At 45.9% G+C, this 25,180-nt stretch carries 21 protein-coding genes and 1 pseudogene; 6 read left to right on the top strand and 16 right to left on the bottom strand.

What is annotated here, in order from left to right; all coding sequences use genetic code 11:
- A pseudogene (locus NCCP2222_RS13925) lies at nt 1-814 on the bottom strand (ABC transporter ATP-binding protein); the annotation flags it as partial.
- A 156-nt stretch (nt 815-970) separates the two neighbouring features.
- Between NCCP2222_RS13925 and NCCP2222_RS13930 the strand changes: the two are divergent.
- Nucleotides 971-1,825 (top strand): glycerophosphodiester phosphodiesterase family protein, encoded by an 855-nt coding sequence (locus NCCP2222_RS13930; RefSeq protein WP_248512956.1) that lies wholly within the window; start codon nt 971-973, stop codon nt 1,823-1,825.
- 59 nt (nt 1,826-1,884) lie between these two features.
- On the opposite strand, the gene NCCP2222_RS13935 is transcribed toward NCCP2222_RS13930, so the two are convergent.
- The 4 genes from NCCP2222_RS13935 to aceA form a co-directional block, all read right to left on the bottom strand.
- Nucleotides 1,885-3,054, bottom strand: coding sequence for a pyridoxal-phosphate-dependent aminotransferase family protein (locus NCCP2222_RS13935; RefSeq protein WP_248512957.1), 1,170 nt, complete (start codon nt 3,052-3,054; stop codon nt 1,885-1,887).
- Between the two features lie 194 nt (nt 3,055-3,248).
- Complete coding sequence (locus NCCP2222_RS13940) at nt 3,249-3,377, bottom strand: YhfH family protein (RefSeq protein ID WP_248512958.1); 129 nt, start codon at nt 3,375-3,377, stop codon at nt 3,249-3,251.
- Between the two features lie 19 nt (nt 3,378-3,396).
- Nucleotides 3,397-5,001, bottom strand: coding sequence for a malate synthase A (gene aceB / locus NCCP2222_RS13945; protein ID WP_248513071.1), 1,605 nt, complete (start codon nt 4,999-5,001; stop codon nt 3,397-3,399).
- 22 nt (nt 5,002-5,023) lie between these two features.
- Complete coding sequence (gene aceA, locus NCCP2222_RS13950) at nt 5,024-6,307, bottom strand: isocitrate lyase (protein WP_248512959.1); 1,284 nt, start codon at nt 6,305-6,307, stop codon at nt 5,024-5,026.
- Between the two features lie 183 nt (nt 6,308-6,490).
- Here aceA and NCCP2222_RS13955 point away from each other — a divergent pair, with 183 nt between their 5' ends.
- On the top strand, nt 6,491-7,153 hold the full coding sequence (locus tag NCCP2222_RS13955) for a LytR/AlgR family response regulator transcription factor (RefSeq protein WP_248512960.1): 663 nt from the start codon (nt 6,491-6,493) through the stop codon (nt 7,151-7,153).
- Between the two features lie 53 nt (nt 7,154-7,206).
- Here NCCP2222_RS13955 and NCCP2222_RS13960 read toward each other — a convergent pair whose 3' ends face one another.
- From NCCP2222_RS13960 to NCCP2222_RS13985, 6 genes are all read right to left on the bottom strand, one after another.
- The gene (locus NCCP2222_RS13960; RefSeq protein WP_248512961.1) at nt 7,207-7,635 is read right to left on the bottom strand and encodes a DUF5360 family protein; all 429 of its coding nucleotides are present in this window, start codon (nt 7,633-7,635) and stop codon (nt 7,207-7,209) included.
- Nucleotides 7,636-7,637: 2 nt separating this feature from the next.
- The gene (locus NCCP2222_RS13965; RefSeq protein ID WP_248512962.1) at nt 7,638-8,009 is read right to left on the bottom strand and encodes a DMT family transporter; all 372 of its coding nucleotides are present in this window, start codon (nt 8,007-8,009) and stop codon (nt 7,638-7,640) included.
- Nucleotides 8,010-8,014: 5 nt separating this feature from the next.
- The gene (locus NCCP2222_RS13970) at nt 8,015-8,575 is read right to left on the bottom strand and encodes a TetR/AcrR family transcriptional regulator (RefSeq protein WP_248512963.1); all 561 of its coding nucleotides are present in this window, start codon (nt 8,573-8,575) and stop codon (nt 8,015-8,017) included.
- Between the two features lie 139 nt (nt 8,576-8,714).
- Nucleotides 8,715-9,854: a polysaccharide pyruvyl transferase family protein gene (locus NCCP2222_RS13975; protein ID WP_248512964.1), complete on the bottom strand. Its 1,140-nt coding sequence runs from the start codon at nt 9,852-9,854 to the stop codon at nt 8,715-8,717.
- 198 nt (nt 9,855-10,052) lie between these two features.
- Nucleotides 10,053-12,278 (bottom strand): S-layer homology domain-containing protein, encoded by a 2,226-nt coding sequence (locus NCCP2222_RS13980; protein WP_248512965.1) that lies wholly within the window; start codon nt 12,276-12,278, stop codon nt 10,053-10,055.
- Between the two features lie 169 nt (nt 12,279-12,447).
- Entirely contained in the window at nt 12,448-13,914 is a 1,467-nt protein-coding gene (locus NCCP2222_RS13985; RefSeq protein WP_248512966.1) for an O-antigen ligase family protein, read from the bottom strand.
- Nucleotides 13,915-14,199: 285 nt separating this feature from the next.
- On the opposite strand from NCCP2222_RS13985, the gene NCCP2222_RS13990 reads away from it, so the two are divergent.
- Entirely contained in the window at nt 14,200-16,197 is a 1,998-nt protein-coding gene (locus NCCP2222_RS13990; protein ID WP_248512967.1) for an S-layer homology domain-containing protein, read from the top strand.
- Nucleotides 16,198-16,256: 59 nt separating this feature from the next.
- Here the strand turns inward: NCCP2222_RS13990 and NCCP2222_RS13995 are convergent, their stop codons facing one another.
- A complete protein-coding gene (locus NCCP2222_RS13995) occupies nt 16,257-18,524 on the bottom strand; it encodes an S-layer homology domain-containing protein (protein ID WP_248512968.1) in 2,268 nt (755 codons plus the stop codon).
- Between the two features lie 333 nt (nt 18,525-18,857).
- Between NCCP2222_RS13995 and NCCP2222_RS14000 the strand changes: the two genes are divergently transcribed.
- The 3 genes from NCCP2222_RS14000 (at nt 18,858) to NCCP2222_RS14010 (ending at nt 20,846) form a co-directional block, all read left to right on the top strand.
- A complete protein-coding gene (locus tag NCCP2222_RS14000) occupies nt 18,858-19,805 on the top strand; it encodes a hypothetical protein (RefSeq protein ID WP_248512969.1) in 948 nt (315 codons plus the stop codon).
- A 174-nt stretch (nt 19,806-19,979) separates the two neighbouring features.
- Nucleotides 19,980-20,399 (top strand): hypothetical protein, encoded by a 420-nt coding sequence (locus NCCP2222_RS14005; RefSeq protein ID WP_248512970.1) that lies wholly within the window; start codon nt 19,980-19,982, stop codon nt 20,397-20,399.
- Nucleotides 20,400-20,540: 141 nt separating this feature from the next.
- Nucleotides 20,541-20,846, top strand: coding sequence for a hypothetical protein (locus NCCP2222_RS14010; RefSeq protein ID WP_248512971.1), 306 nt, complete (start codon nt 20,541-20,543; stop codon nt 20,844-20,846).
- Between the two features lie 162 nt (nt 20,847-21,008).
- Here the strand turns inward: NCCP2222_RS14010 and leuD are convergent, their stop codons facing one another.
- The 4 genes from leuD to NCCP2222_RS14030 form a co-directional block, all read right to left on the bottom strand.
- Complete coding sequence (gene leuD / locus NCCP2222_RS14015; RefSeq protein WP_248512972.1) at nt 21,009-21,593, bottom strand: 3-isopropylmalate dehydratase small subunit; 585 nt, start codon at nt 21,591-21,593, stop codon at nt 21,009-21,011.
- Between the two features lie 21 nt (nt 21,594-21,614).
- Nucleotides 21,615-23,024, bottom strand: a complete 1,410-nt coding sequence (leuC, locus tag NCCP2222_RS14020; protein ID WP_248512973.1) for a 3-isopropylmalate dehydratase large subunit — start codon at nt 23,022-23,024, stop codon at nt 21,615-21,617.
- A 36-nt stretch (nt 23,025-23,060) separates the two neighbouring features.
- Entirely contained in the window at nt 23,061-24,158 is a 1,098-nt protein-coding gene (leuB, locus tag NCCP2222_RS14025) for a 3-isopropylmalate dehydrogenase (protein ID WP_248512974.1), read from the bottom strand.
- A 79-nt stretch (nt 24,159-24,237) separates the two neighbouring features.
- Nucleotides 24,238-25,180: 2-isopropylmalate synthase (locus tag NCCP2222_RS14030; protein ID WP_248512975.1), on the bottom strand; the 943-nt coding region annotated here is incomplete at its 5' end.

Genomic DNA, 25,180 nt, shown 5'->3' on the forward strand with positions numbered 1-25,180 from the left:
GTTCCGAATAATCCCCTTCTGGCAACGGCAGCTTCAGGTCATTTCCGATAAGTAACTGCGAATTCAGCTCATCCAGCTCGGCTTCCGCCAGATTCATCGGCGGAGAACCGATGAAAGTGGCGACGAACGGATTCGCGGGATGATTATAAATCTCAATCGGCCTTCCGATTTGCTGGATTTTGCCTTCATGCAAAATCATAATCCGGTCGCCCATCGTCATCGCTTCCACCTGATCATGCGTTACATAGATCATCGTGATGCCAAGTGAGCGCTGAATCCTTCTGATTTCAGACCGCATATGCGCCCGCAGTTTGGCGTCCAAGTTGGAAAGCGGCTCATCCATAAGACAAATCGGCGTTTCGCTCACAATCGCACGTGCCAATGCCACACGCTGGCGCTGCCCGCCCGACAGCTCCCTCGGTTTCCTGCCAAGATACTCTGTCAAGCCAAGCAATTGTGCCACTTCTTCTGCCTTTCGTTTCTGCTCCTCCTTTTTCATGCGTTTGACATCGAGGCCAAACGTAATATTCTGTTGGACAGTCAAATGGGGATAGAGCGCATAGTTTTGAAACACCATCGACAAATCCCTTTTATCCGGAGATAAATGATTTGCAACCTGTTCCCCGATTTTCAATGTACCACCCGTTATGTCCTCCAGTCCTGCAATCATCCGAAGCATCGTACTTTTTCCGCAGCCGGACGGGCCGACCAAAACAAAAAACTCGCCCGGCTCAATCGTGACGTTTATATTGGAAATAACGTCCACTTGCTTGTCGTATGATTTTGATACATTGATCAGTTCCACTTTTTTCATGAATCAAATTCCTTTCCGACACCTTGTCATTGCTAACTTGAAAGACTTTCAAAATCCTAATAGACATATTTCGATAAAAGATTTCGTTTTTCCTGCTAATTTTGATTTTTCTTTTAATCGGTGTTGAATTAGTATATTCGTAGGGGTGGATATCTCATGAAAAAGATTTTTTCGTTTATTCTTCTCATATTTTTAATCGGTTGCAAACAAACCGCTGAGCCGCCTCCATTGCCTGAGGATGATTTCCTGATCATCGCTCATCGCGGCGCCTCTGCTTATGCGCCACAGCATACAATCGCGGCATATGAACTCGCTTACGAAATGCAGGCCGACTATTTGGAACTCGATCTTCACCAAACGAAGGATGGCCAGCTCGTCGTCATGCATGATCGGTTCATTGTCAATCAACAAAAAGAAATTCCTGTAGCGGACTTGACCTTTGAAGAACTGAAGGCTTTGCATGATGAAAGCCCGGGACCGAGGGAGGCCGTTTCGCAAGGCCAGCAGGGGAAAAACGAAGGACTCGTCAGCTTACAGGATGTGCTGGAACGGTTCGGGACTGATGCGAATTACTATATTGAACTGAAAACACCCGGTGACTATCCCGGGATAGAGGAAGACTTGATTGCCCAGCTGAAGAGCTTCGGAAGCCTTAGTGGCAAGCAGAATCCTCCTTGGATTATTTTGCAGTCATTCGACCGTAAAAGCTTGCAGCGAATTCATAAAATAGAACCGGACATCCCGTTAATTCAACTGTATTCTTTTGAAATACCTCCTTCCTTCAATGAATCTGACTACAGGAAGTTAACTAAATATGCATCCGGCATTGGCATTAACCAGGGTGCCGTGTCAAAAGAATTGATCGATCAATTCCATCAGCATGGACTAGATGTCCATCCGTATACGGTCAATGAAAAGGAAGAGATACGCCAATTATATGAATGGGGCGCTGATGGGATCTTCACAGACCGGCCGGATATTGGGGTCGAAGTGAAACAAGAGGAACGGTAACTTGTGTAAAACAAGCAAAACGCCAGGCGTATATCCCCCTGGCGTTTTGCTTACTTCATTTATTGAACATCAACCGAAATAAGACCGGTAAATTGGTTGACTGCCTTGTCAATATCGACTGCATGGCCCATCTCCTGAAGCACTTCGCCGATGGCACGGATGGCACCAGCAAGCATTTCTTCTGTCGTGTTCCCCATATGACCGATGCGGAAGGCTTTGCCTGCTAAATGTGCCAATGCACCGGCAACGATGATGCCTTTTTTCGCAAGAGCCGCACGGAATTCCGCATCATTCACGCCTTCCGGATAGAGGATGCAGCTTAATGTAGAAGCCGCCACCTCTTCCGAAGCGAGCGGTGTCATGCCGTACTCACGCAAAGCTGTGCGGACGGCTCGGCCAAATGCAGTGTGGCGTGCGATCCGTTTGTCCATCGCTTCTGCCAGAACGAGTTTCATCCCTTCTTCGTATGCGTAAATGAGATTGACAGGTGGTGTTGCGAAATAATTGCCTGGATTTTGCATGATGGGAATCCAATTATAAATATCGCAATAATACGCAGGTACACGGCCGATCGCTTCTCTTGCCTGCAATGCCGTTTGATTGAATGCGACAATGGCAAGGCCAGGCGGAACGCCGATTGCTTTTTGGGAGCCCGTCAGGACAATATCAATTGTATGGCCAGCGCTGCCGTATTCCTTGCTCATATCCTCTTCCATAGCAGCAGTCGCACAAACACCATCCACAATAACGAGGGCACCATGTCCCTTAATGAGCGGAACGAGGCGTTCCAAGTCAGCAGCGACACCTGTCGACGTATCCGCATGGGTCACCGTGACGGCCTTGTATGTATGGGCAGCGAGTTTCTTTTCCACTTCCTCTATTGCTATTTGCTGTCCCCATTCCGCTTGCAGCACATCAATTACGATTCCAAACGCCTCCGCCAGCTTGATGAACCGGTCACCGAAGTAACCATGGCTGATGATCAGCAACCGCTCTCCTGCTTCCACCGTATTGACGAGCGCCATTTCCATCGCGACGGTTCCAGAACCTGAAATGACGAACACTTCGCCATCCGTTTTGAACAATTCGCGCGTCTGTTCAATGGCCTGTTTATAAATAGAGACAAACCGAGGATCCGTATGGCCTCTTGTCTCCGACGCCATCGCATCATAAATGGAATCGACGACCGGCGTGGGTCCCGGAATCAGTAACATTTCTTCATTCTTCATCTTTCATCCCCCTCATCAAATTCGCTGCTTCCCACCCTACTATTCGTGATATAGCCGTGAAACTCCTTTTATTCACCGCTAGACCTGTCGAAATTACGAGAAACGTTCGGCAAATATAGGTCTCCGTCTACTTCTGTCTGCCTTCCTGTTAAGAGAAAAACGGCTTTATCCATTGGATGAAGCCGTCCTCCCTTCTATTCTGTATATTTTCCGATGCAGCGCTCACATTCATAAAGCAAGGACTCGACTTTCTCCACGATTTCACAACCGCATTCCTGGCAATATTTCTTCGTTTTCACTTGTTCGTTGCACGTCTTGCCCATATTCGTCACCTCCGTAAGTTCATATTTTTTCATATCCAGGCAGAGTTAAAAACTCTACGAAATCGTCTTGCATTACCATTGATTGAAAGAGCTCACCGGCTTCTTGAAATCTGCCTAGCTTGTATCGGCGCTCTCCAGTTTCCGTAGCAATTTTCTTCATTTCTTCTTCTAAAATAGTTTTGAATAGGTCGATTGTAATATTTCGCCCATCTACCAATCTACCTTTCGGATGGCGGATCCATTGCCATACTTGCGACCGTGATATTTCCGCGGTAGCTGCATCTTCCATGAGGTGGTTGATTGGCGCAGCCCCTTGCCCGTTGAGCCAGGAAGAGATGTATTGGACGCCGAGACTGCAATTCATCCGCAAGCCTTCCTCTGTAATCGAGCCTTGCGGGGCCTTCAGCAAATCGTCAGCCGTGACTTGAACATCCTCCCTTTTGTGATGAAGCTGGTTTGGCGTTTTCATCTGTTCATTGAACTCTGTCATTGCGACTGCCACAAGGCCAGGGTGGGCTACCCACGTTCCATCATGCCCTTCCAGCACTTCCCGCCTCTTATCCTCGCTCACTTTCCGAAATGCCTCCTCGTTTGCGTCCGCATTGTCACGGATCGGAATCTGAGCTGCCATGCCGCCCATCGCAAAAGCATTTCTTCGATGGCATGTTTGGATGCAAAGCTGCGTATACGCGCGCATGAAAGGGGATGTCATCGTCACTTGATTTCTGTCCGGCAAGATGACGTCCGGATGGTTACGCAGCCGTTTTAGGAAACTGAAAATATAATCCCATCTGCCGCAGTTAAGACCCGCAGCATGCTCTCGCAATTCATAGAGAATTTCCTCCATTTCAAAGGCGGCTGTAATTGTTTCAATTAAAACAGTGGCCCGGATGATTCCTTGGGGGATGCCGAGTTTCTTCTGCGCAAAGACGAATATGTCATTCCATAATCGAGCCTCTAAGTGGCTTTCCAGTTTCGGCAAATAAAAATAGGGCCCTGTTCCCCTCTGTATCAATTCTTTTGCATTATGGTAAAAATAAAGACCGAAATCGAAAAATGCACCAGCAATCCGCTCTCCTTCAATCACGACATGCTTTTCCTCCAAGTGCAAACCACGCGTCCGCACGATAAGCACTGCTGTTTCTTCATTCAATGCATACGTTTTGCCACTGATCGGATGTTCATAGGAGATGGTGCGTCTTACCGCATCTTTCAAATTGACCTGACCGTCAATGACATTCGTCCATGTCGGCGATGTTGCATCCTCAAAATCGGCCATGAAAGCTTTGGCCCCGCAATTCATCGCATTAATGATCATTTTCCGGTCGACCGGTCCGGTAATTTCCACCCTGCGGTCTTGAAGATCAGGAGGAATCGGCGCAACCGTCCAATCCCCTTCCCTGATTGACTGTGTCTCTTCCAGGAAACCGAGCCGTTCGCCTTGATCAAGCCGTTGCTGCCTATGGTGGCGTTCTTCCATTAACGCTTTTCGTCTTTCATTAAATTCTGTATGCAGCGCATAAAGGAATTCTAATGCTTCCGGTGTTAACATTTCTTCCGTTCCTGCCGTGATTTCACCCAATATGTCTATCGTAAAGCGTGTTTGCTGATTCAGAGGTCTCATCCTTTCCGATTTTATAGTTTCATCAGACAAACTGCGCTTGCTCCGTTGATCCCTTCATCGCAGTTGTCGAAGAGGTGCCGCCTGAAATGACTTGCGTCACTTCGTCGAAATACCCCGTGCCGACTTCCCGTTGGTGCCGGGTCGCTGTGTACCCTTTGGATTCATTTGCAAACTCCGCCTGCTGCAGCTCCGAATAGGCGGCCATCCCCCGCTGTTTGTATCCGTGTGCCAATTCAAACATGCTATGGTTCAAAGAGTGGAAGCCCGCCAATGTCACGAATTGGAACTTGTAGCCCATCTTGCCGAGTTCTCTCTGGAAACTGGCTATCGTCTCGTCATCCAAATTGGATTTCCAGTTGAACGAAGGCGAGCAGTTGTACGCTAGCAGCTTTCCAGGGAATTGCTCATGAATGGCATCTGCAAAGCGTTTCGCTTCCTTTAGGTCCGGAGTCGATGTTTCACACCAGATGAGATCCGCGTAAGGTGCATAGGCGAGCCCCCTTGCAATCGCCTGGTCCATGCCCGCCCTCGTTCGGTAAAACCCTTCCGGCGTCCGTTCTCCTGTAATGAACTCAAAATCTCTTGAATCAATATCACTTGTGATCAAGTCGGCAGCATCCGCATCCGTCCGGGCAATAATGATAGTCGGCACACCCATGACATCTGCCGCCAATCTCGCTGCAATCAAATTACGAACCGCATTTTGCGTTGGGAGCAGAACTTTTCCGCCTAGATGGCCGCATTTTTTCTCCGACGCAAGCTGATCTTCGAAATGGACGCCCGCAGCTCCAGCTTCGATCATTGCTTTCATCAGCTCGAACACATTCAACGGTCCGCCAAATCCGGCTTCCGCATCCGCCACAATCGGTGCGAACCAATCAAACCCGTCGTCCCTGCCTTCCGCGGCGTCAATCTGATCCGCACGCTGCAAAGCTTGATTGATGCGTTTCACAACATTCGGCACACTGTTTACCGGATATAAGCTTTGATCGGGATACATATGACCGGCGAGATTGGCATCCGCTGCCACTTGCCAACCGCTTAGATAAATCGCCTGTAGGCCTGCCTTCACTTGCTGGACAGCTTGATTTCCTGTCAGTGCACCGAGCGCATTGACAAACGCCTCTTCATGAATTGATTTCCATAACCGTTCTGCCCCTCTTTGGGCTAAAGTGTGCTCGATCAACACGGAACCGCGCAATTTAATGACATCCTCTGCTGTGTAGCCCCGCTCAATTCCTTCCCATCGGTCGTTCTGTCCCCATTCCTTTTCCAACTGTGCAATTTGCTCTTTTCTAGTTCTCATATTCACAATTCCTCTCCTTTCAATAATTCCTACTTTCTTACTGTGCCATAACAGTAATTTATGATATACATTAATATATAACAGAAGATTCATATTGTCTGGACATTTGGATAAGTTCCGTATTTTTCTGGATGAAAGGGCATTTTTACACGATGATTGAAAACAGCAAAAGCAGAAAGAGGGATGGAATTGACGTTGGAGAAGCACGGAGATGATTCGCTGGCTCACTATACAAGTGTGCTGGAAGATTGGGTGCCAAACGGTGCATCACTCGCCATTGCTGTGGGCGGGAAATACATTCATTATTCGCAAGGTACCTATGACGTAAAATTGAAAGTCGGAGAAGCATTTGCAAAGCATAGTATTGCAGATGCAGTATGTCAAACAGGAAGGAAGATGGAACGAATGGAACAGTCACCATCAGGTGTATTGTTTTACGGCGTCGGCTACCCTGTTCCTGTACAAGGAGAACTGGGGGTATTGCTCGTCATTCTGCCCCCTGCTGTCCAGATCAAAGAACCCATTCGTATGCTAACCGGAAAGAAGGGTGACGATTGGTACCCCATTCCAGTAGAGCAGGTAACCCATATCGAAAGCCTCCAGAAGAAGACATGGTTTTATTCCAATGTGGAAACTTTCAGCACGAGCTTGACACTGAAAGAACTAACATCCAAATTGCCCGACACGTTTCTCCGTGTCCATCGATCGTATATCGTCAATTTATCCGCTGTCCAAAAAATTTCCAAAGATATCTCTTCCGGGCTTGTATTGACAATGAACGATGGCAGTGAACTCCCGATCAGCCAATCGTATGTGAATGAAGTGCGGGCTGCCTTTAATTTATAAATTCCTCTACTAAAATAGCCGCTTGGGAAGTACCCAAAGCGGCTTTGTTTACACTATGATTGTCTTGCAAGAGTGCTGCCCTTTATAAAGCGAGGAATAAAAAACAAAGGATACAACATCAAGACTAAGTTTAATGTCCACCAACTCATATCAAATTCCAGACGGATCGACCAATAGGATATGGCCATTAAACCAGAGCAAAAAGTGAGCACAAGGGAGATTAAGGCAAACGGTTTCCACTCTGGCCGATTTTTACGATGCAAATAAATCGATGTCAGGCCTGTTATGGAGATAGCCATATCAAGCGGAAAAAAGGACCAATTCCAGGCAACCATAATAGGATTTGTATAATCCGAGTACGCATATTCCAGCGGGATCATTTTAAGTGCTGTGGCACCAAAGTACAAAATGAAAGACACATCAATTACTACGAAAAACCACTGTAAGACCCGCATCGACGGTTGTTTTTGAACACTTCCCATGGTTACCCCTCCATCTCGTGTGAGCTCGACGATTCTCCGCTTTGAGCTTTGTGAACCAAATGGTCACCACTGTTTAATAAAACAACCCCGGCAATAATAAGCCCGATCGCTATAATCTTTGTTACAGTCAGCGTTTCTTTGAAGAAATAATATCCGACCACCGCGATAGCAGCCGTCCCAATTCCGGACCAAATTGCGTACGCAACGCTAACCGGAATCACCTTTAATGAAAAATTTAAACTGACAAAAGCGAAAAGGTAGAATACAACCATTAAGATTGATGGTACCCCTTTTGTAAACCCTTCGGACAGCTTCATGGATATTGTTCCGATAATTTCAAACAAGATTGCCATTGATAAATAAACCCATGCCAACTACCTCATCCCTTTCGATTTATTATCCCGTGCATCACGAAATCCACCATAGACTGCACTACCTCTGCCAATGATTTTTTTGAATACGCAAGGAATTCGGGGTCAAAAATCGCCATAGAGGATCCCTTCAATACTTGGAGGACACTCGGCACATCTACTGGACGGAACTCCTCATTATGTATTCCGATTTCAATAATTTCTCGAACGGTCTCCCATTCATCCTGTAAAAGTTTTTCTATTTTCACCCATTCATTCGGCGCAAATCGCTTCATTTGGTCTAATAACACAGCATCCCCAACTTGCAGTCCACTGGGAACGATCAATAAAATCGCCTTTAGTTTTTGTTCGCAGGACCAGTCTTTCCTCTGGAAAATCGATCGTTCACGTTGCTTAACTTCCTCAATTGCCTCGTCCACAATCGTTTCGATAATATGCTGCTTCGAGTGAAAATGCTCATAAAATGTCCTCTTGCTAATCGCTAATTTAGCTGCAATGTCACTTATCGTAAATTTCAAGCCTTTTTCTGCGATCAATTCTAAAACAGCATGTTGCAGCTTTTCTCTCATGCCTTCTCTCCCTTCTTCTATTTTGGTACCAAAAAATAATTTATAGTACCATGATAGTTGGTAATAGTGAATTACGTCAAGCTAACCTTGGTATTAAAAATGACCACCGATTTAGATGGTGGTCATACTCATTTCTATTTTATTTAATAGCATCAATAAATTGGCGCGTGCCTTTCATTGATTCCTCGTAAAGCTGTTCGGACAGCCGTTCTGTTTCCTCTAATGTAGCCGGCCAGTTATCAGCCATCTGCTTGAAAGCTTCGGCAAACAGATGCGAATTCTGATGAATATCATTAATTGGGAAGGCATACCGGTCCAACTCCGCCAACTTCATGAAATCGTTCACTTTATGGTGGTATGAAATTGCCATGATTGGCGTTTCTGTACAAGTTGCCAAAATCAGCGAATGTAACCTCGTTCCGATGACAATGTCCTGCTTCTCCGTCATTTCCAGAATTCGTTCAGGCAATAGATTCTCATCGAGTACGGTCGTCTTATCCGCATGTTTCATCTGTGCCTGAATGTCCTTCGTCACGTTGGCATCCTGCGGGAATTTCGTAGCGAAGAAGTTAATCTGAACGTTGAACTGTTCTGCCAGCTCGTCCAGGTTTTTCGCCATGCCATCGACATAATCCTGATAGATGGCTGGATTCCCTTCTGGCCAATAATCCGCATTGTAATACGGCACTGCCGTCACACCTATTTGCGATGGTGCTTCAGACTTTTCCACACGATCCTTGCGCAAAGAGAAGGCTGGATCGCCAATGACATCGACAGGTTTTGTAACGCCAACCGTTTGAAGCAGCTGAGCCGACTCCGGATCCCGGACTGACACGCTCTCCGCATGTTTGCACATATAGCGGATGAACCATTTGCCGAGCCCCGTGTGCAGCGGACCTGCCCCACAGCCGTAAATGACATACGGTACATTCGAATTCTTCGCCATCATAGCGTAAGAACCATAAAGCGGCGCCTCCCGCTTATACAAATCCATCAGGATGCCGCCGCCGCCGATGATCAGAAGATCAAACGTGCGAACGATTCGTTTATTGTTTTGATACGTAGCGAAAAATGTTTTGGCTGCGTTCCCTTTTTTATAATATAGCGGAAAACTCTCCACGCCATAACGTGTCGCCGTCTGCTTCGGGTTATTGCTGAATACTGTAATCTGGTTGCTCTCAATGGAGAATGTCGAAGTCACCTGCTTAATTAAACTGAGCAGGATTGCCTCGTCTCCGTTATTATCGTTTCCGTAATTTCCTACAATTCCAATTCTCATTAGCAAACTTCCTTTATCCTTAATGCTTTCATTATAACATGGTTGCTGTTTTCATGAAAATGGTACACGATACGCCTGGCTTGGTGCGGTTTGCAGCATTCCAGAATAGTAGTATGTCTCTCTATTGTTTCCCCACATTCTATGAAAAATCGCTAAAGCGCAAAAACCGCCCTTCCGAAGAAGGACGGTCTAAAAAACTTATTTTGTCATGCTGCGATATAGAAATGCGCTGAACTGGGCACGGTTGACCGGCTTGTTCGGTTCAAACTTACCTTGCTCATTTCCTGTTGTAATACCGTGGTTAGCTAAGATATGAATTTGCTTATATGCCCAATGAGTTGGCGGCACATCCTTGAATTTCTTTGCCGACTCGCCTTTTAACTCATAAGCTTTTACGAGAATCGCAGCCATCTGAGCGCGCGTTAATTGGCCAGAAGGATCGAACTTGCCGTTGCTTCCGCCGACAAGACCCGCACTTGCGATTGCATTAATTTCATTGTAGTAACGATGCGTCGAAGGAACATCTGAGAACTTCTGTGCTCCTGCCTGTGTTGTGTCCAAATTGAACACCCGGCTCAGAATGACAGCCGCATGCTCACGGGATAGCGTTTGGCCAGGATTAAACTTGCCGTCGATATCTCCTTTAATATATCCGTGGTCTTTCAAGTAACGGATTTCAGTATAGTATGCGTAATCTGCCGGAATATCTTTGAATGCCGGCGTACCGTCAGACAGGTCAATCGAAACAGATACCGTCTTCGTACCGAGTGACGCAGTCACTTTACCGCTGCCTGGTACAGAAGATGCCTTGAAGACGCCTGAACTGCTAATCGTCCCGATGTTGCCTGTGACACCCCATTGAACCTGCTCCGGTGAATAGACGATCGGCTTGCCTTGTGCATCGGTCGCATTGACTTTGAATGAAACCGTTGTACCAGGATCGACCTTTGTTGTGCTCGGAGAAATGGTCAGCTTGGCCGGTGCATCTACCACCTTGACCGGGAATGATTGCGTTGCCGCACCATACTTGATGTTGACACGGTCCTCTCCAGCCTCAAGAGCTGTATAGCCCATGCCTGCTCCTGTCACTTTCCCTTTATCTGATGTCACTTCGATTTGAGAAGCATCCGATTTTAATGGATTATAATAAGCATCCAAAACATAATTCAATGTCAGTGGCACTGTAGCTCCAACTAACACCTCACCGATTTGTCCTCTTGAGACGCTGATGATGCCAGGTTCGCTGACAGGTGCAGTGCTGATTGCTTCCACGATAGCTGATACTTTCCGCTGACTGGAGTTAGTCGTGCGGTTGCCAAGCACGACTGTGTTGCTGCCATGTTTGCGGATTCCCATCGTTGTAGAGCCGCCGCCGTCAAAATTAAGTGCCCGGTCGTAACCTTGTGCCGCCAAGTAATTGGCGAACTGCGTCAATGTCATACCGCTGCTATAGCCACTCCGGCTATCGACGGTGACCAGATGAACTTGCTTTTTGTCCTTGCTTATTGCAATGGCCGTCCGTGCTGTCGTCGCTTTTGCACGCCAGTTGTTAGTGTTCATTGTGATATTCGGCTTACCGTCCTTAAGCAGCATTGGCCCGCTAGCTAGCATGAACTCTGAATCTTTCCATTTATCATCAATTGTGATAGAAAGAGAAACGCTATCGCCTTGCTTAATTCCTTTTAACCGTTCCAAAGCTTTTTCACCGTGTGCTGAAATAACAAAGCCGGTTGAAGGAATTTCAACTTTTTCCTTAGAACCGTAATCCCGAACTTTCACGACATTTCCGGTTAATTGTTGACCGTAATATGTAGAAGTAATTGGTGAACCTGTATCCACAACAATCTCAATGCCAAATTCATTGGAATTTGTGTTTTTCGATATGTTTTGTGGAGTGAAGACAATCGTTTCACCGGCTTGCCGTTCCCGGTTTAAGCCCGTCATTTTATAGTTTGTCCCACCATGGTTGATGGAAACATTGAAGTCGAAATGATCAATTTCGGCTCGTCCATCCTTCATGACACCGAATGCAATCGGCTGGCTAACATAATAATCCGGTGAACTGGAAATGGCTCCACCGTTTACGATTTCATTGCCTTGGGATATTAAATAAAGAGGCAAACCTGATTTCATATCAAAAAACGAGGCATTTACTGCACCGACTACACGGTTGCCATCTCGTGAATCACGATTGGCCAGTGTCGTAGTGGCATCCGTCTTCGCCAATGGAGAAGGGAGTCCGACTGACAACTTTGTGTAAGGATCGTTTAAATTTACTTGCAAATGGTTTACGTGGTTTGTTCCTCCATGAGTGTTATGTGTGTACGTGACACCTGAAGAAACGGGATAGCTTTCAACTGTAGATGTGCTGGCCGAAGCTCCTGCCGGGACTGAGAGTATAAGAGAGACAGCTGCAACTGTCATCGCGACTTTTTTTCCGATATTTCGTACCGAAACGCTAGAATACTTGATAAGTCGACACCTTCCTTTCTATGAATCAATCTACAGCTTACCAGAGCTCAAGGTAAATTGCCATAATCCATAAGAAGGAAAAAACCACCCGGGAACCGCCCAGGTGGTTGTTGTAATGCCTTTATTTTTCTTTCAAATTGAATTTTGCATATTGATCTGTCATAGAAGCAAAGGCCCCGAACAGAAGGAAATAAAACATCGTATACATTTTCAATTCCCAAATATTGTAGTAGAAACCGGAGAATCCTGTCGCAAACCAAAGGGCGATCATGAATTTCCCAAACGTCGTTTTTCGCTGTTTCCAGAAAAGAGCCAACATGCCTAGAAGATAAACCGCGAAAAGGATAACGCCTACTACACCCGTCTCTGTAATGATCTGGATATATTGGTTGTCTGAATAGAAATACTTGCCGCCATAAATATCCGAACGGATTCCGTAATGGTCATAAATCGGCGAGCCATAAGACAGCGTAGCCGAGCCACCGAAGGATCCAAATCCAGACCCGACAATTTTATAATCGTTAAAGATTTCAAACCCTTTTTTAATATAGAAGAAACGTCCGCTTTCCGACATGAGATCCAAGTTTTTCTGATCGAAGGTCTCGCCAAGACGGCCACCGATGCTTCCTGGACCTTCAACATCCGGCCCTTCTACCCCAAGTGATTTAAAATATTGTACTCCCCAATTCACCGGGGAATAAATAAGTATGATTGATGCTACACCTGCAATTGCAAGTCGCTTTAATACTTGCCAGTTCCTTGTCATGAGGATGAACAAAGCACCGAAAACAAAAGCCGAAATCCATGTTCCCCGGGAATAGGTGAGGATAAAGACGCCAATGAACAATGTTAAGTTCACATTGAAGAACCATTTGTACTTTTCACCTTTATACATATGTTGAAGGAACAAAACGGCCAAAATGCTGAAAAACAATAGCAACGCGAGTGAGTTTGGATTGCCGGGCAATCCATAAATCCTTACAGCGTTTGTTGGAGACAATATTTTGTACTTCCAAACATCCGGCAACAGCATTTGACGCATCGACAACTTCTCAATCAATCCATGGACGGATGAAATAACGCCGGTCCACACCGTTACCCAAGCGAGACTTTTCAGCCAGCCTTCCGGTAAGCGGCTGCGTGAAATGATGTAATACAGAAGATACATGATAATGAATGTACGAACTTGGAAAATAACTGCTGAAGTCAGAACCCCATTCATGAGGCCGCTGATCGATCCGGCAATTAGCAGGAGAATAAGCGCCCATTCAAATAATTTGAAATGGAATAGACTTAATAAATTTTTGCGTGCAGCAACCAACAATCTTAGAAATGCAATCAAGGTGATCAAGTCACCGACCAGCTTCACGCCTGAGTTGACTTCAACGAGCAACGGCCGGATGCTGACATAAATGACGAGAAACACTAGGCTTTGCTGGGGCCTTAGGAATGCAAGCGCAGCAAAGAATAAGGATGTGAGCACAAGGGCGATGGATGTTGGCAAAAACAGCGATACGAACAATACCGCCAAAGAGACAATAAAGTATATAGTATCTTTTCCACTAATTTTATCTTTGATTATGGTCATGTAAAATAATACCCTTTCTACGACTGATAGCCAAATTTATTATGTGATAACCCTTCTGACATTATAGCATCTAATACGACGTTGCGGTGTGCTCTTTAGTTTCATTTTTGAAAATTGATTATTCGTTATTTACAAAACAGCTTCGCATGGGCCAATGGACAGGCCTCTAATTAAATATTCGTAGGCAAATGATAGATCCACACGCAGAACATGCGAAAATTGGTCCTTATCCTCGCTTCCGAATTCTGTTACTATATTAATAGTTAGACAGAAGGAGGTTTACGAGTGAAAAAAATAGTTTCACTGACGTTATTGACATTGCTCATGTTCTCTTCCCTTTTCATGAATGTGGCACAAGCCAGTGGTATTAAAGGCCATCAGATGGAAACGGAGTTGAATTATTGGATTCAAAAAGGTGTCATCAAACCAGATGCCAAAGGAAACTACAATCCGAACAAAGCAGTTACGCGCGGAGAATTCGCCTCGTATTTATCCCGTGCTTTGAGCTTGCCAGTTTCCACGAAGTATACATTCAAAGATCTAAAAGCAAACTCTAGTTTGACAATTGAAATTCAAAATGCTGCTGGCGCTGGTATTTTGTCCGGGTATCCGGATGGCACATTCAGGCCAAATGACAAAATTACCCGACAGCAAATGGCTGGCATGATCTACAAAGCATTCCGCTACATGGATTTGCCTGTTCAGACCATTGACATGAAGTTCAAAGACCAAGCGAAAATTTCGGCGAATTTTAGAAACGCGGTTTCTGCAGCGGTCAACTTAAATATTATCCGCGGCGACCATCAAAAAGACGGGATTTATTTCAAACCGCAAAACAGTGCGACAATTGCACATGCGGCCGCCTTCCTTTTCCGAATGAATGCCGCAGCCGAAGTATTGAAACCAGAAACTCCGAGTGAACCAGGACAACCTGAAGTGCCTGATGTCGATCCGGAAGTATACAAAGTAAGTTCGATTTCAAACGGACAAGTTGTTCCGACAATCGCACTCTATAAAACATACGAAGATGCATTGGCTGTTTACAATGCATCTTCGTCCATAAAGGCCATTCAAAAAAATAATAAAATCATTAAAATGAAATCTGGCCGAGCATTCGGTTCGCAAAACCCGAAGCAGCTCACATCGCTATATAGCGATAAAACGCTGCGCAATGAAGTGACCTATATTCAAAAAGGCCGTGAAATGAAATATATCGGCAGTGGTCCAGATTATGTCATTGTCGAAGTGGCAGGTTCCTCTTATTACGCAAAGCAAAATGAAGTCGATCTTGTTCCATCCGAACTTGTAACCGGCTATGACTACTATGTTGTAGACAATAGTGGAATCCTAACACACTACTCGTACGACAATTTAAGCAAGAGCTATGGGACATATTCCATCGGTCCTGCATCCTCTGCTATGGGTGCTGGGAAGTATACGAGCCTGGATGGCGTGCATTTTACAAATGTCTCATCCAAACAGGTCATTACACATTATCCGTACTTCCAATTTCAATCTGTGCGCCAGCCTTCCAGCTATACTGCTGAAGAGCTAAATCTTTATATAGCGGAAGCACTGCGTGAACGTGAAAGCAGCGGTCATGCCCGTTATAAAGATTTATCCACCAAATCCAAACTTATTGGTCTTGGCAGTTATTTGAAGGAAGTTGAGCAGACATACAATGTGAATGCGATGTTCATCTTAGCGGCAGCTATCCATGAAAGTGATTATGGCATTAGTGCAAATGCACAAACGAAAAATAATCTATTCGGCATAAAAGTATTTGATTCATCGCCGGAAGCTGGCGAAGTGTATGCAAGCCCTAAAAATAGTGTAAATGCGTTTGTCACGCGATACATCAATTTAAACTATGCCAATCCGCTCGGCGCACATGCGAATGGAGCCGTTCCAGGGAACAAGGCAGTCGGTTTCAATGTTAAATATGCGTCTGACCCGAACTGGGGAAGCAAAATCGCTGGTCACATGTGGCGAATCGATAAATTCCTCGGCGGACGGGATTATAAGCAAGCGCAGCTTGGCCGGATTACTTATGACGGCTCGACAGGCGTGAATGTACGGACAAGCCCCGATACATCCAGCGCAAAATTGTTTACGTACAAACCGAAAAACCCAGGATTTGAGGCAGCATTCGGCTACCCACTCGTTATCGTTGATGAGACGACAGGAAGCGACGGTTACATTTGGTACAAAGTAATATCTGATTTAAATCCTCCTTCCGATTATGGCTGGATCCGTTCAGACTTAGTTTCGAAAATCAATTAATACGAAAACAACGCCCAAGGGACGATAGCTGTCCTCTTGGGCGTTGTTGTATTTTATTATTACAGCGCATCCGTATGCTCTGTGCCTGCTGGCAGTAATCCCGGCATGCCAATTCGTTCTAAACCATTTTTAATTTTCGTCGTGTAGCCTTTTTCATTTCGATCCATATACCCGGCTTTCGAGCGAATCATCTTTTCGAAGACACCCACTTTGGACGGATCAATTTCAGACCACATTTCGTAAGAATGAATCAAGTCTTCCAGCGTCAAATGTGTGTAGTCACGGCCAACAAATGTATGGTCCGGTGATACTTTATACCAAATATCTCCATCCGGCCGGATCCACTGATCCACATCTTTAACGAGAGCTGCGTGAATACTATTCGCCGTTTCCAAATAGACCGGATCTTTGAATTCTTGATACGCGAGAAGCAAGATATTCATGCCGCCTAGCTGATGGTTCATTGATGTATGTGTTTTCACCTTTTGCTTGGAAGGGAAATAATCCGGTATATAAAACGCATTGGTTCCAACGGAAATGATATTGCCCTTCTTGCGCTGTGAAACTAACAGATCCGCATAGTTCTTCAATCCAACATTGTAATCGGAATGTCCGAATGCCTTTCCTCCATTGTACAGGAAGAGTGCGATTTGCTCATTGAACCTGGTGTCAACGAAAGGCGCTGTCAGCCCGAACAATCCTTTCAAATAGGTACTGGTCACTTCTGTTTCCCAGTAGGTGGAGTTACCACGGAATACATCTAAGTTGGCATATGAGTTGTACAGCAAACTTTCATAATAACGTTCTTTCGTGTCTAAGTACTTCGCCATTACCCGATCTTCTTTAACAAGCAACAAGTTACGGCCATATCCTCTGCCTGATTCCGGCATTGGCTCGATGGTCGTTGCCATCTTATTGTAAGGACCTTGGGCGGTATACCATTTATTCCGCTTCTTATAGTTAATGGCCGACTCGAGCATCCAATCGTCCATTTCTTTTTTCGTCGAGAAAAGCTCTTCCTTTGATACGAGGATCCATTGATCCACAATATCATAGCCTCTTGATTGCAAATGGTAAACAGACAACTGGGAATCGCCCAGCTTCACACCGCTGAACGCTTCTGTTTCACTAAGAAGTTCTCGCGTATGACTCGCCGAACCGTTTGAATACGATTTAGTCAGCGCTTTGGATTGGTATGCTTTCCCGATCATCTTCTGTGATTTCGTTCCTTCAGGAGATGTTTCCTCAAATATCCCTGTTGGATACGTCGTAATATCGAAACCGAATGTGCCATCGGTCACTTTTTTGATCGGGAAACGGTCATACGTATGCAAAAGACTGCGGGTAACACCGTTATCCGTCTGGACCAGATCTACTGTGATCGGCAGACGCTGATTGTTTTTCAACTCAGTAAATAGGAAGTAATCCCCGTTCGGCAACTCCCGCTTTGTCACCGTCACGGCAACAGACGGTATCCCACCGATTTTGTACGTATACACTTTATCGGTTGCATGCGGGTGCTTCACCGTTTTTTCTCCGGCATACTGTAAGTATTGATTGGAACGCAAATAAGTTTTCGATGTATCCGAAACTGGTACTTCCGCAAAATTTCTTTCCGTCCGGATCGTTTCATACTTGCCAAACGTCTGAGCTGGTTTGAAGTCCACAGACAATTGTTCCTCAATCATACCTGTCTTGACCATAGCTCGATGCAAGAATACTACATACGTCGCACGGTTTACCGATGTTTTCGGATCAAATGAGCCATCTTCCTTCCCGGTCGTGATGCCATGCTGCGCTAAGATTTTTACACCTTCACGATGCGATTCACTGATCCTGTTTTCATCAGTGAAATGAATCTCTTCTCCAGTATCTTGCAAGTTGAATGCCCGCGTGATGACCGTTGCCATCTGCTCACGAGTCAATGAATCACCTACACCAAACGTCCCATCTTCTTTTCCAAGAAAAATCCCTGCCTTATAGGTCGCCATAGCACCCTTCAAATGAGAGGACTTGGAACTGACATCTTTAAAAATCGGTTCATAGGCTGCTTCAGGAAGCTTTAGCGCACCCGACATTAAATTGGCAGCTTGCCCCCTTGAAACTTCCACAGAAGGCCGGAATTGCTTATCCGGATAACCATTAATAATTCCCATATTCACAAGCTGCGTCACTTCGTTCTTAGCCCAGAAATCATTATGTATATCGGTAAAACTCTGTTCAATCTGCTGGCTTTCCGCCTCTGTCGAAGTGCAACCAACGAGCATCAATATAATAGATAAAAAAGAAATCTGGACAATCTTGCTAATTTTATTGCTTCGTGGCATATCCTCTCTTCCTCCTGATAATTTCTCTTCATAATGATAACATAAACGACCGTATTATGGCCTCCCATTGATTGGTTATGGGCAAGAAAAGGAAAAACTTTAGCTAATCGTAGTTGAAATAGGTAGAATTTGTGTTTAACATGCAGGCATATTATGCAGAATTTTGCAGCTTCGTGCTTATGCCCTCCTCTTAGTCTTTATAAAAGACTCCAATTGAAAAATAGAGAAAAAGTTTTATGAATATCCTGTCAAACAATGTCACATTACGTTATACTAGTAGAAAAGACGAAGCTTATAATCTATGACATAAATACTAAAGAACGAGGTGGTCGTTTGTTTATTTCCGCATTGAATGATCGCAATTTTAATATGCAAATCCGAGATACGAACCAAACAGGAGGAGATGGCTGGAAGAGAGTTTGGGGAAAAGAAGCGGCAGCCGCAAACCCGCTGGCGGCAGTCAACCAAGGACGCAATTCTCTTATTATGGATTCCATCCGGAAAAACGACTGGTCAGCCTATCATCAGTTTGAGGCTAAACAGCATCCCGCCTGGTATGACAAAGTTAACGGTGAGTTCAAACCAAACAAATTATATTACGGCAACTTGCTGGACGTTCAAAATCGCTCACTGAAAGAGGCCATGCAAAGCGGAGATCAGCAGGAAATTGCGAACCGGCAAGCAAGAATGGAAGAACTGATTGCAGATTTCAAAAATGCACCTGGCGAAGTACCCCATGTCATCACATTCGCAACAGACCCGGAGCTAGCACAGAAGCATGGCATCCAGAAACCGTCCAGCGACTGGTACAACTCGCCTTATAATAGTGATCTAGCAGCATCGCAAGGGCGCTTTCAAGATCAATACTGGTATGAGAATCCATACTTTGCGGATCACCCGAATGAAATGACTTTTGCCATGGAAGCCGTTCAAGAACTTCGCCCTGATATCGCCAAAATTGCAGCTTCCATTAATAAAGGTGCGTATGAGCGGAATGTTGCCTCATCATCATTCTCATCCAGTGCCTCTAAAACAGCCCAACCAGCAACTGAAACTGAAGTTACCGAAGTTACCGATTCCGACGAAACGACAGATACTTCTGCAACTCAAAGTTCCAAAGCCTTTACCCAAGCCGCCGAGCAGTTTTCCCATCAATTTAGCGCAGATGGATGGATCGCCACCCTGTTCTCCGAAAAGGAACAGACCGTGAACAATTCTTATGATGTTCTGCTTGACCAACTAACTCGCAAGGCGGAAGAACGAAGAGCGACGATCGGATAACAAAGTAACATCATTTTTTAAAGTGGATGTCCCTAGATGCCTTTACGACAAGTGGAGGTCTTTCTTGAACAGCAATGATCCTGTATAAGCTTTACTACACAAAGAGTGTGAGCCTTGAAGCTCGCACTCTTTTTTGCTAGTATGGCATCTATACTTTTCTAGGAGGTCATTCAGATGAAAAACACTGTGTTAGCCGGCACATTCATGGGGGCGATGCTTCTCGGAGCTTGCAATAATGAAGATACCCAAAAGGCCGACGACCAGATGATACAACAAGAGACCGCTGCAGAAAAGCAGGCAAACCTTGAAAGCCAAGGCGTGGTAGACAAATCAGACACAGCCAAATCTGATGAAGCATTACAAAAAGAATTCTCCGAAGTACAAGGCGTCTCATCGGTCAGCCTCATTGTCACGGAAGACAGCGGCGGCTACGTCCTAGTCGACTTCGAAGTAGATCACGATGTGTCAAAAGAACAGGCCGAACAAGTTGCAGCCGCCTTTTTGAATAAAGCAGAAGAAGCCTACCCCGAAGATAAAATCGATATCCAAGCACGCAAAAATGGCGAATCATTTGTCCAGCAAAGCAAAGAATAAGAAAAAACAAAAGAGCCTCCGATTTGCCGAGGGCTCTTTTGTTTGGTTCTGAAATGATAGATCGATTCAAGAAATTTTACTTTATTAGCTGGCAGCTCGTTTGAATGGGTTAACTACTCGTGTTATTTTGGTAAGTCATGAATGCGGGAATTCGTTTGTCTTGCCTTCGCCATGGTTTATTGGTGTTCGCCAAAGGTTATTGGCGTTCAATACGAATTATTGGCGTTCACCACGGGTTATTGGCGTTCAACTCGAGTTATTGGCGTTCAACACCGGTTATTGGCGTCCAACTCGAGTTATTGGCGTTCAACACCGGTTATTGGCGTTCAACTCGAGTTATTGGCGTTCACGCATTTCATTTGCGAAGCGCTCGTATATTTCCGCGAACGCTCGATTCCGACGGTAACCACTCGTATCCCCTTACCAACCTCTCAATTCCAAGGATAACCGCTCGTATCTTCCCAGGAACCGCTCGATTCCACTAGCACACCAGTTGCAATCTCCACGGTCATCTCTCAACTAAAAAATCAACTCAACCATGCTAATCTGCTCTGCTCTTCACCCTCCGGCTCCGCTTGAGCTCGACTCGACTTCGCTGAACAGTCTTCCTTACGCATGTTGCTTTTCGTAATTTTGGATATGTCCCTCGTACTGGAAGGTCAAGGAAATTTCATCCCAGCCATTTAGGAGCATCTGTTTGTAGTATGGATCGATCTCAAAGGAATAGGTTGCGCCGTCTTGCCCGGCAACGGTTTGTTCCTCTAAATTGACCTTTACTTCATATGTTGACTGTTCCCCTTTGGCCAGCAGCTCTTCTACTTCTTCGACAGTAAGCCGGATGGGCAGGATGCCATTTTTAAAGCAGTTGTTATGGAAAATGTCGGCGAAGCTAGGCGCAATGACGACTTGGAAACCGTAGTCCATGATGGCCCAAGGGGCGTGTTCACGGGAAGAACCGCAGCCGAAATTTTCATGTGCGACGAGAACTTTGGCATTTTCGAATTGCGGCTGGTTCAAGACAAAGTCTTCATTGCGCGAGCCGTCTGGACGATGGCGCCAATGGTAGAACAGGTATTTGCCGAAGCCGGTGCGCTCGATCCGTTTTAGAAATTCTTTTGAAATGATTTGGTCGGTATCGACGTTTTTCCGGTTCAGCGGGACAATAATGCTTTCCACGATATTGATCGGTTTCACTATGACTCATCCTTTCTTCAGTTACGCATGGGCCGGCTGCAGTGTGCGTACATCGACGAATTTACCCTCAATGGCGGCAGCTGCGGCCATCGCCGGGCTCATCAGGTGGGTGCGCGAACCTGCGCCTTGCCGCCCTTCGAAATTCCGGTTGGACGTCGAGGCACACCGTTCTCCGGCTGGCACTACATCGTCGTTCATGGCGAGGCACATACTGCAACCCGATTCTCTCCATTCAAAACCGGCTTCAATGAAAATCCGATCCAATCCTTCAGCTTCGGCTTGCTGCTTCACAGTTCGGGAGCCTGGTACAACAATCGCTGTAACAGAAGGATGCACCTTCCGTCCTTCCACCAATTTTGCTGCGCTCCGCAGATCGCTCAGCCGAGCATTCGTGCAGGAACCGATAAATACATGTTGAACTGCGATAGACGTCATCGGCGCTCCTTCTTCCAAATCCATATAAGCAAGAGCCTTCTTTAGTGCTTCCTTGTCGGAGTCCGATGCGTAATCCTCTGCTCTCGGAACATGTTTGCTAATGCCAGTTCCCATAGAAGGATTCGTGCCCCATGTTACGAATGGTTCAATTTCATTCGCATCGATTTCTAATACTGTGTCATATGTCGCTCCAGCATCCGTCGCCAAATCAAGCCACCGCTGAGCTGCTTTATCAAACTCAGCGCCTTCCGGAGCGAATCTTTTACCTCTTAAATAGTTGATAGTCGTTTCATCCGGGCTGATCAAACCGGCTTTGGCACCTGCCTCGATGGACATGTTGCAAATGGTCATCCGTTCTTCCATCGTCATGTTCCTGATTGCCTCGCCTGTATATTCAACGATATGGCCCGTTCCGACATCGATTCCAAATTTAGCGATAATGGCTAAAATCACGTCTTTTGCAGTGACGCCATAACCTAATTGACCGGAAATCTTGATTTCCATCGTCTTCGGCTTGGACTGCCAAAGGGTTTGCGTCGAAAGGACGTGCTCGACTTCACTCGTTCCGATCCCAAAAGCGATCGCACCGAATGCGCCGTGAGTGGACGTATGGCTATCACCGCAAACGATCGTTTTTCCCGGTTGTGTCAATCCTAATTCAGGACCGATAATATGGACGATTCCCTGATCCGGGTGCTCCATATGTGCCAGCTGGATGCCGAACTCCTCGCAGTTTTTTTCGAGCGTGGTGATCTGCTTCTTTGCAATCGGATCTTGGATGACCGGCAAATTCTTTGTCGGTACATTATGATCCATCGTCGCAAAACATAAATCCGGGCGACGAACTTTCCGGCCTGCCAGCCGCAGCCCTTCGAACGCTTGCGGTGATGTCACTTCATGAATCAGATGCAGATCGATGTAAAGTAGGTCGGGTTTCCCCTCCTCTTCGTAGACGATATGCTGATCCCAGATTTTCTCGATAATCGTTTTTGCCATTTCGGGCCTCTCCTTCCATTTGCCAACCTTCGTTGTTTACACGTATGAGAACATAATGCTATTGGAAACGAACTGCAAATCTAGTTCATCCACTACTTTATCTGTCCATTCAGCTGTGGAAAGCTTTTTATCATCGACGGCCAGGTCTGCTGTAAAGCATCCTTCCTCAAACACCGTTTCGACCGCTTTTTCGATGGCAGCTGCCTCCGTTTCCATGCCGAATGAATACTTGAGCATCATCGCTGCGGAAAGAATGGCAGCTGCCGGGTTGGCAACCCCTTTCCCTGCCACATCCGGAGCTGATCCATGTACGGGTTCATATAAGCCGAATCCATCTGTCCGGACACTTGCGGATGGCAATAAACCGAGTGAACCCGTAATAACAGATGCCTCATCGCTCAAAATGTCCCCAAACATATTCTCCGTGACGATCACATCGAAAGCGGAAGGATTGGTAATCAACTTCATTGCTGCGGAATCCACTAGCTGATGCTCCACTTCAACATCCGGATATCCCTGTTTTTTCTCATCTACAATTTGTCTCCACAGCTTGCTTGAAGAAAGAACATTTGCCTTATCTACGGATGTGACTTTCCCTCTTCGTAAGCGTGCGAGCTCAAATGCCTTCTCAACAATGCGCTCTATTTCCGGGCGAGTGTAAACGAGTGTATCGACAGCGGACTCATCGGTAAACCGACTCGGCTGTCCGAAGTAGATGCCGCCCGTCAATTCGCGGACAATCATCATGTCTACTTCTTTCGCGACACTCTCCTTGAGTGGAGAAGCCTGGATCAAAGAAGGGACTGCCTTCACTGGACGAAGATTGGCAAACAGATCAAAATGTTTTCGAATGGCCAGAAGACCTTTTTCCGGTCGCAGTTCGGATGGATTTTGATCCCATTTTGGTCCGCCGACCGCACCGAGAAGAATAGCATCACTCGCTTCACAAAGTGCAATTGTTTCAGCAGGAAGCGGATTGTTGTACCGATCAATCGCATCACCGCCAATCGCACCGTACTCGAAGTGGAACGTATGATTGAAACGTCTTGCAATCACCTCGAGCACACGTACCGCCGCTGATGTCACCTCTGGTCCAATTCCATCGCCTTGTAGAACAGCTACTCTTTTTTCCATGGAACTTCTCCTCCTCATTGTTTTCATTTCACTTGAATTCCCTTGAATAAAATTCCATATGCAATATATCACTAATTTGTCAAGAAACCGGTTCTTTTACCTTTACAGCCGACTTGATCAGTTTTCGATTAATTGCATTTAAATACGCTTTTGCAGAAGCTTCCAAAACGTCTTGCGCTACATCCCGTCCTGTCAGCACTTCGCCATTGAAGCTTAAATTGACGACTGCTTCCCCAAGTGCATCGCGTCCTTTGCCGATCGATGTAACACGGTAGTCCAGAATGTGAACCTGGCCGTTGACGAGCTTTTCCAATGTATTAAAAATCGCTTCGACTGAACCTGCGCCTGTTGTGGCGACGACTACATTTTCACCCGTCGGCACTGTAGCAGATACAGTAGCAGTCGGCACATTCGAAGTACCGTATTGCACTTGGACATTTGTCAGTTCATATGTCGGCACATCGGAGTACTCGATTTGCTTGCCCGTAAATAATACGAATAGATCATCCTCTGTGATCTCTTTCTTTTTATCCGCTAAGTTCTTGAATTCTGCGAACGCTTCGTTCAGCTGTTCGTCCGTCAGTTCAAATCCCATGGAAACCGCACGGTCTTTAAATGCATGACGTCCAGAGTGTTTTCCTAATGCGAGCGGCGCTGTCGTTTCGCCAATCAACTCAGGCGTAATGATTTCATATGTTTCACGGTTCTTCAGCATGCCGTCTTGGTGTATACCGGATTCATGGGCGAATGCATTCTTGCCGACAACTGCTTTATTCGGCTGGATAACAACCCCCGTAAGCTGGCTGACAAGCTGGCTAGTTCGTTTGATTTCCTGTAAGTTAATGCCCGTTTCGACGCCGTAGAAGTCTTTTCGGATATGCAAAGCGACCACAATTTCTTCCAACGCTGCATTTCCTGCCCGTTCTCCAATACCGTTGATCGTTCCTTCCACTTGATCCGCACCGTTTTCTATCGCTGCGATCGAGTTTGCGACTGCCATTCCCAAGTCGTTATGGCAATGA

The sequence above is a fragment of the Sporosarcina sp. NCCP-2222 genome, assembly GCF_023168145.1.
Lineage (GTDB): Bacteria > Bacillota > Bacilli > Bacillales_A > Planococcaceae > Sporosarcina.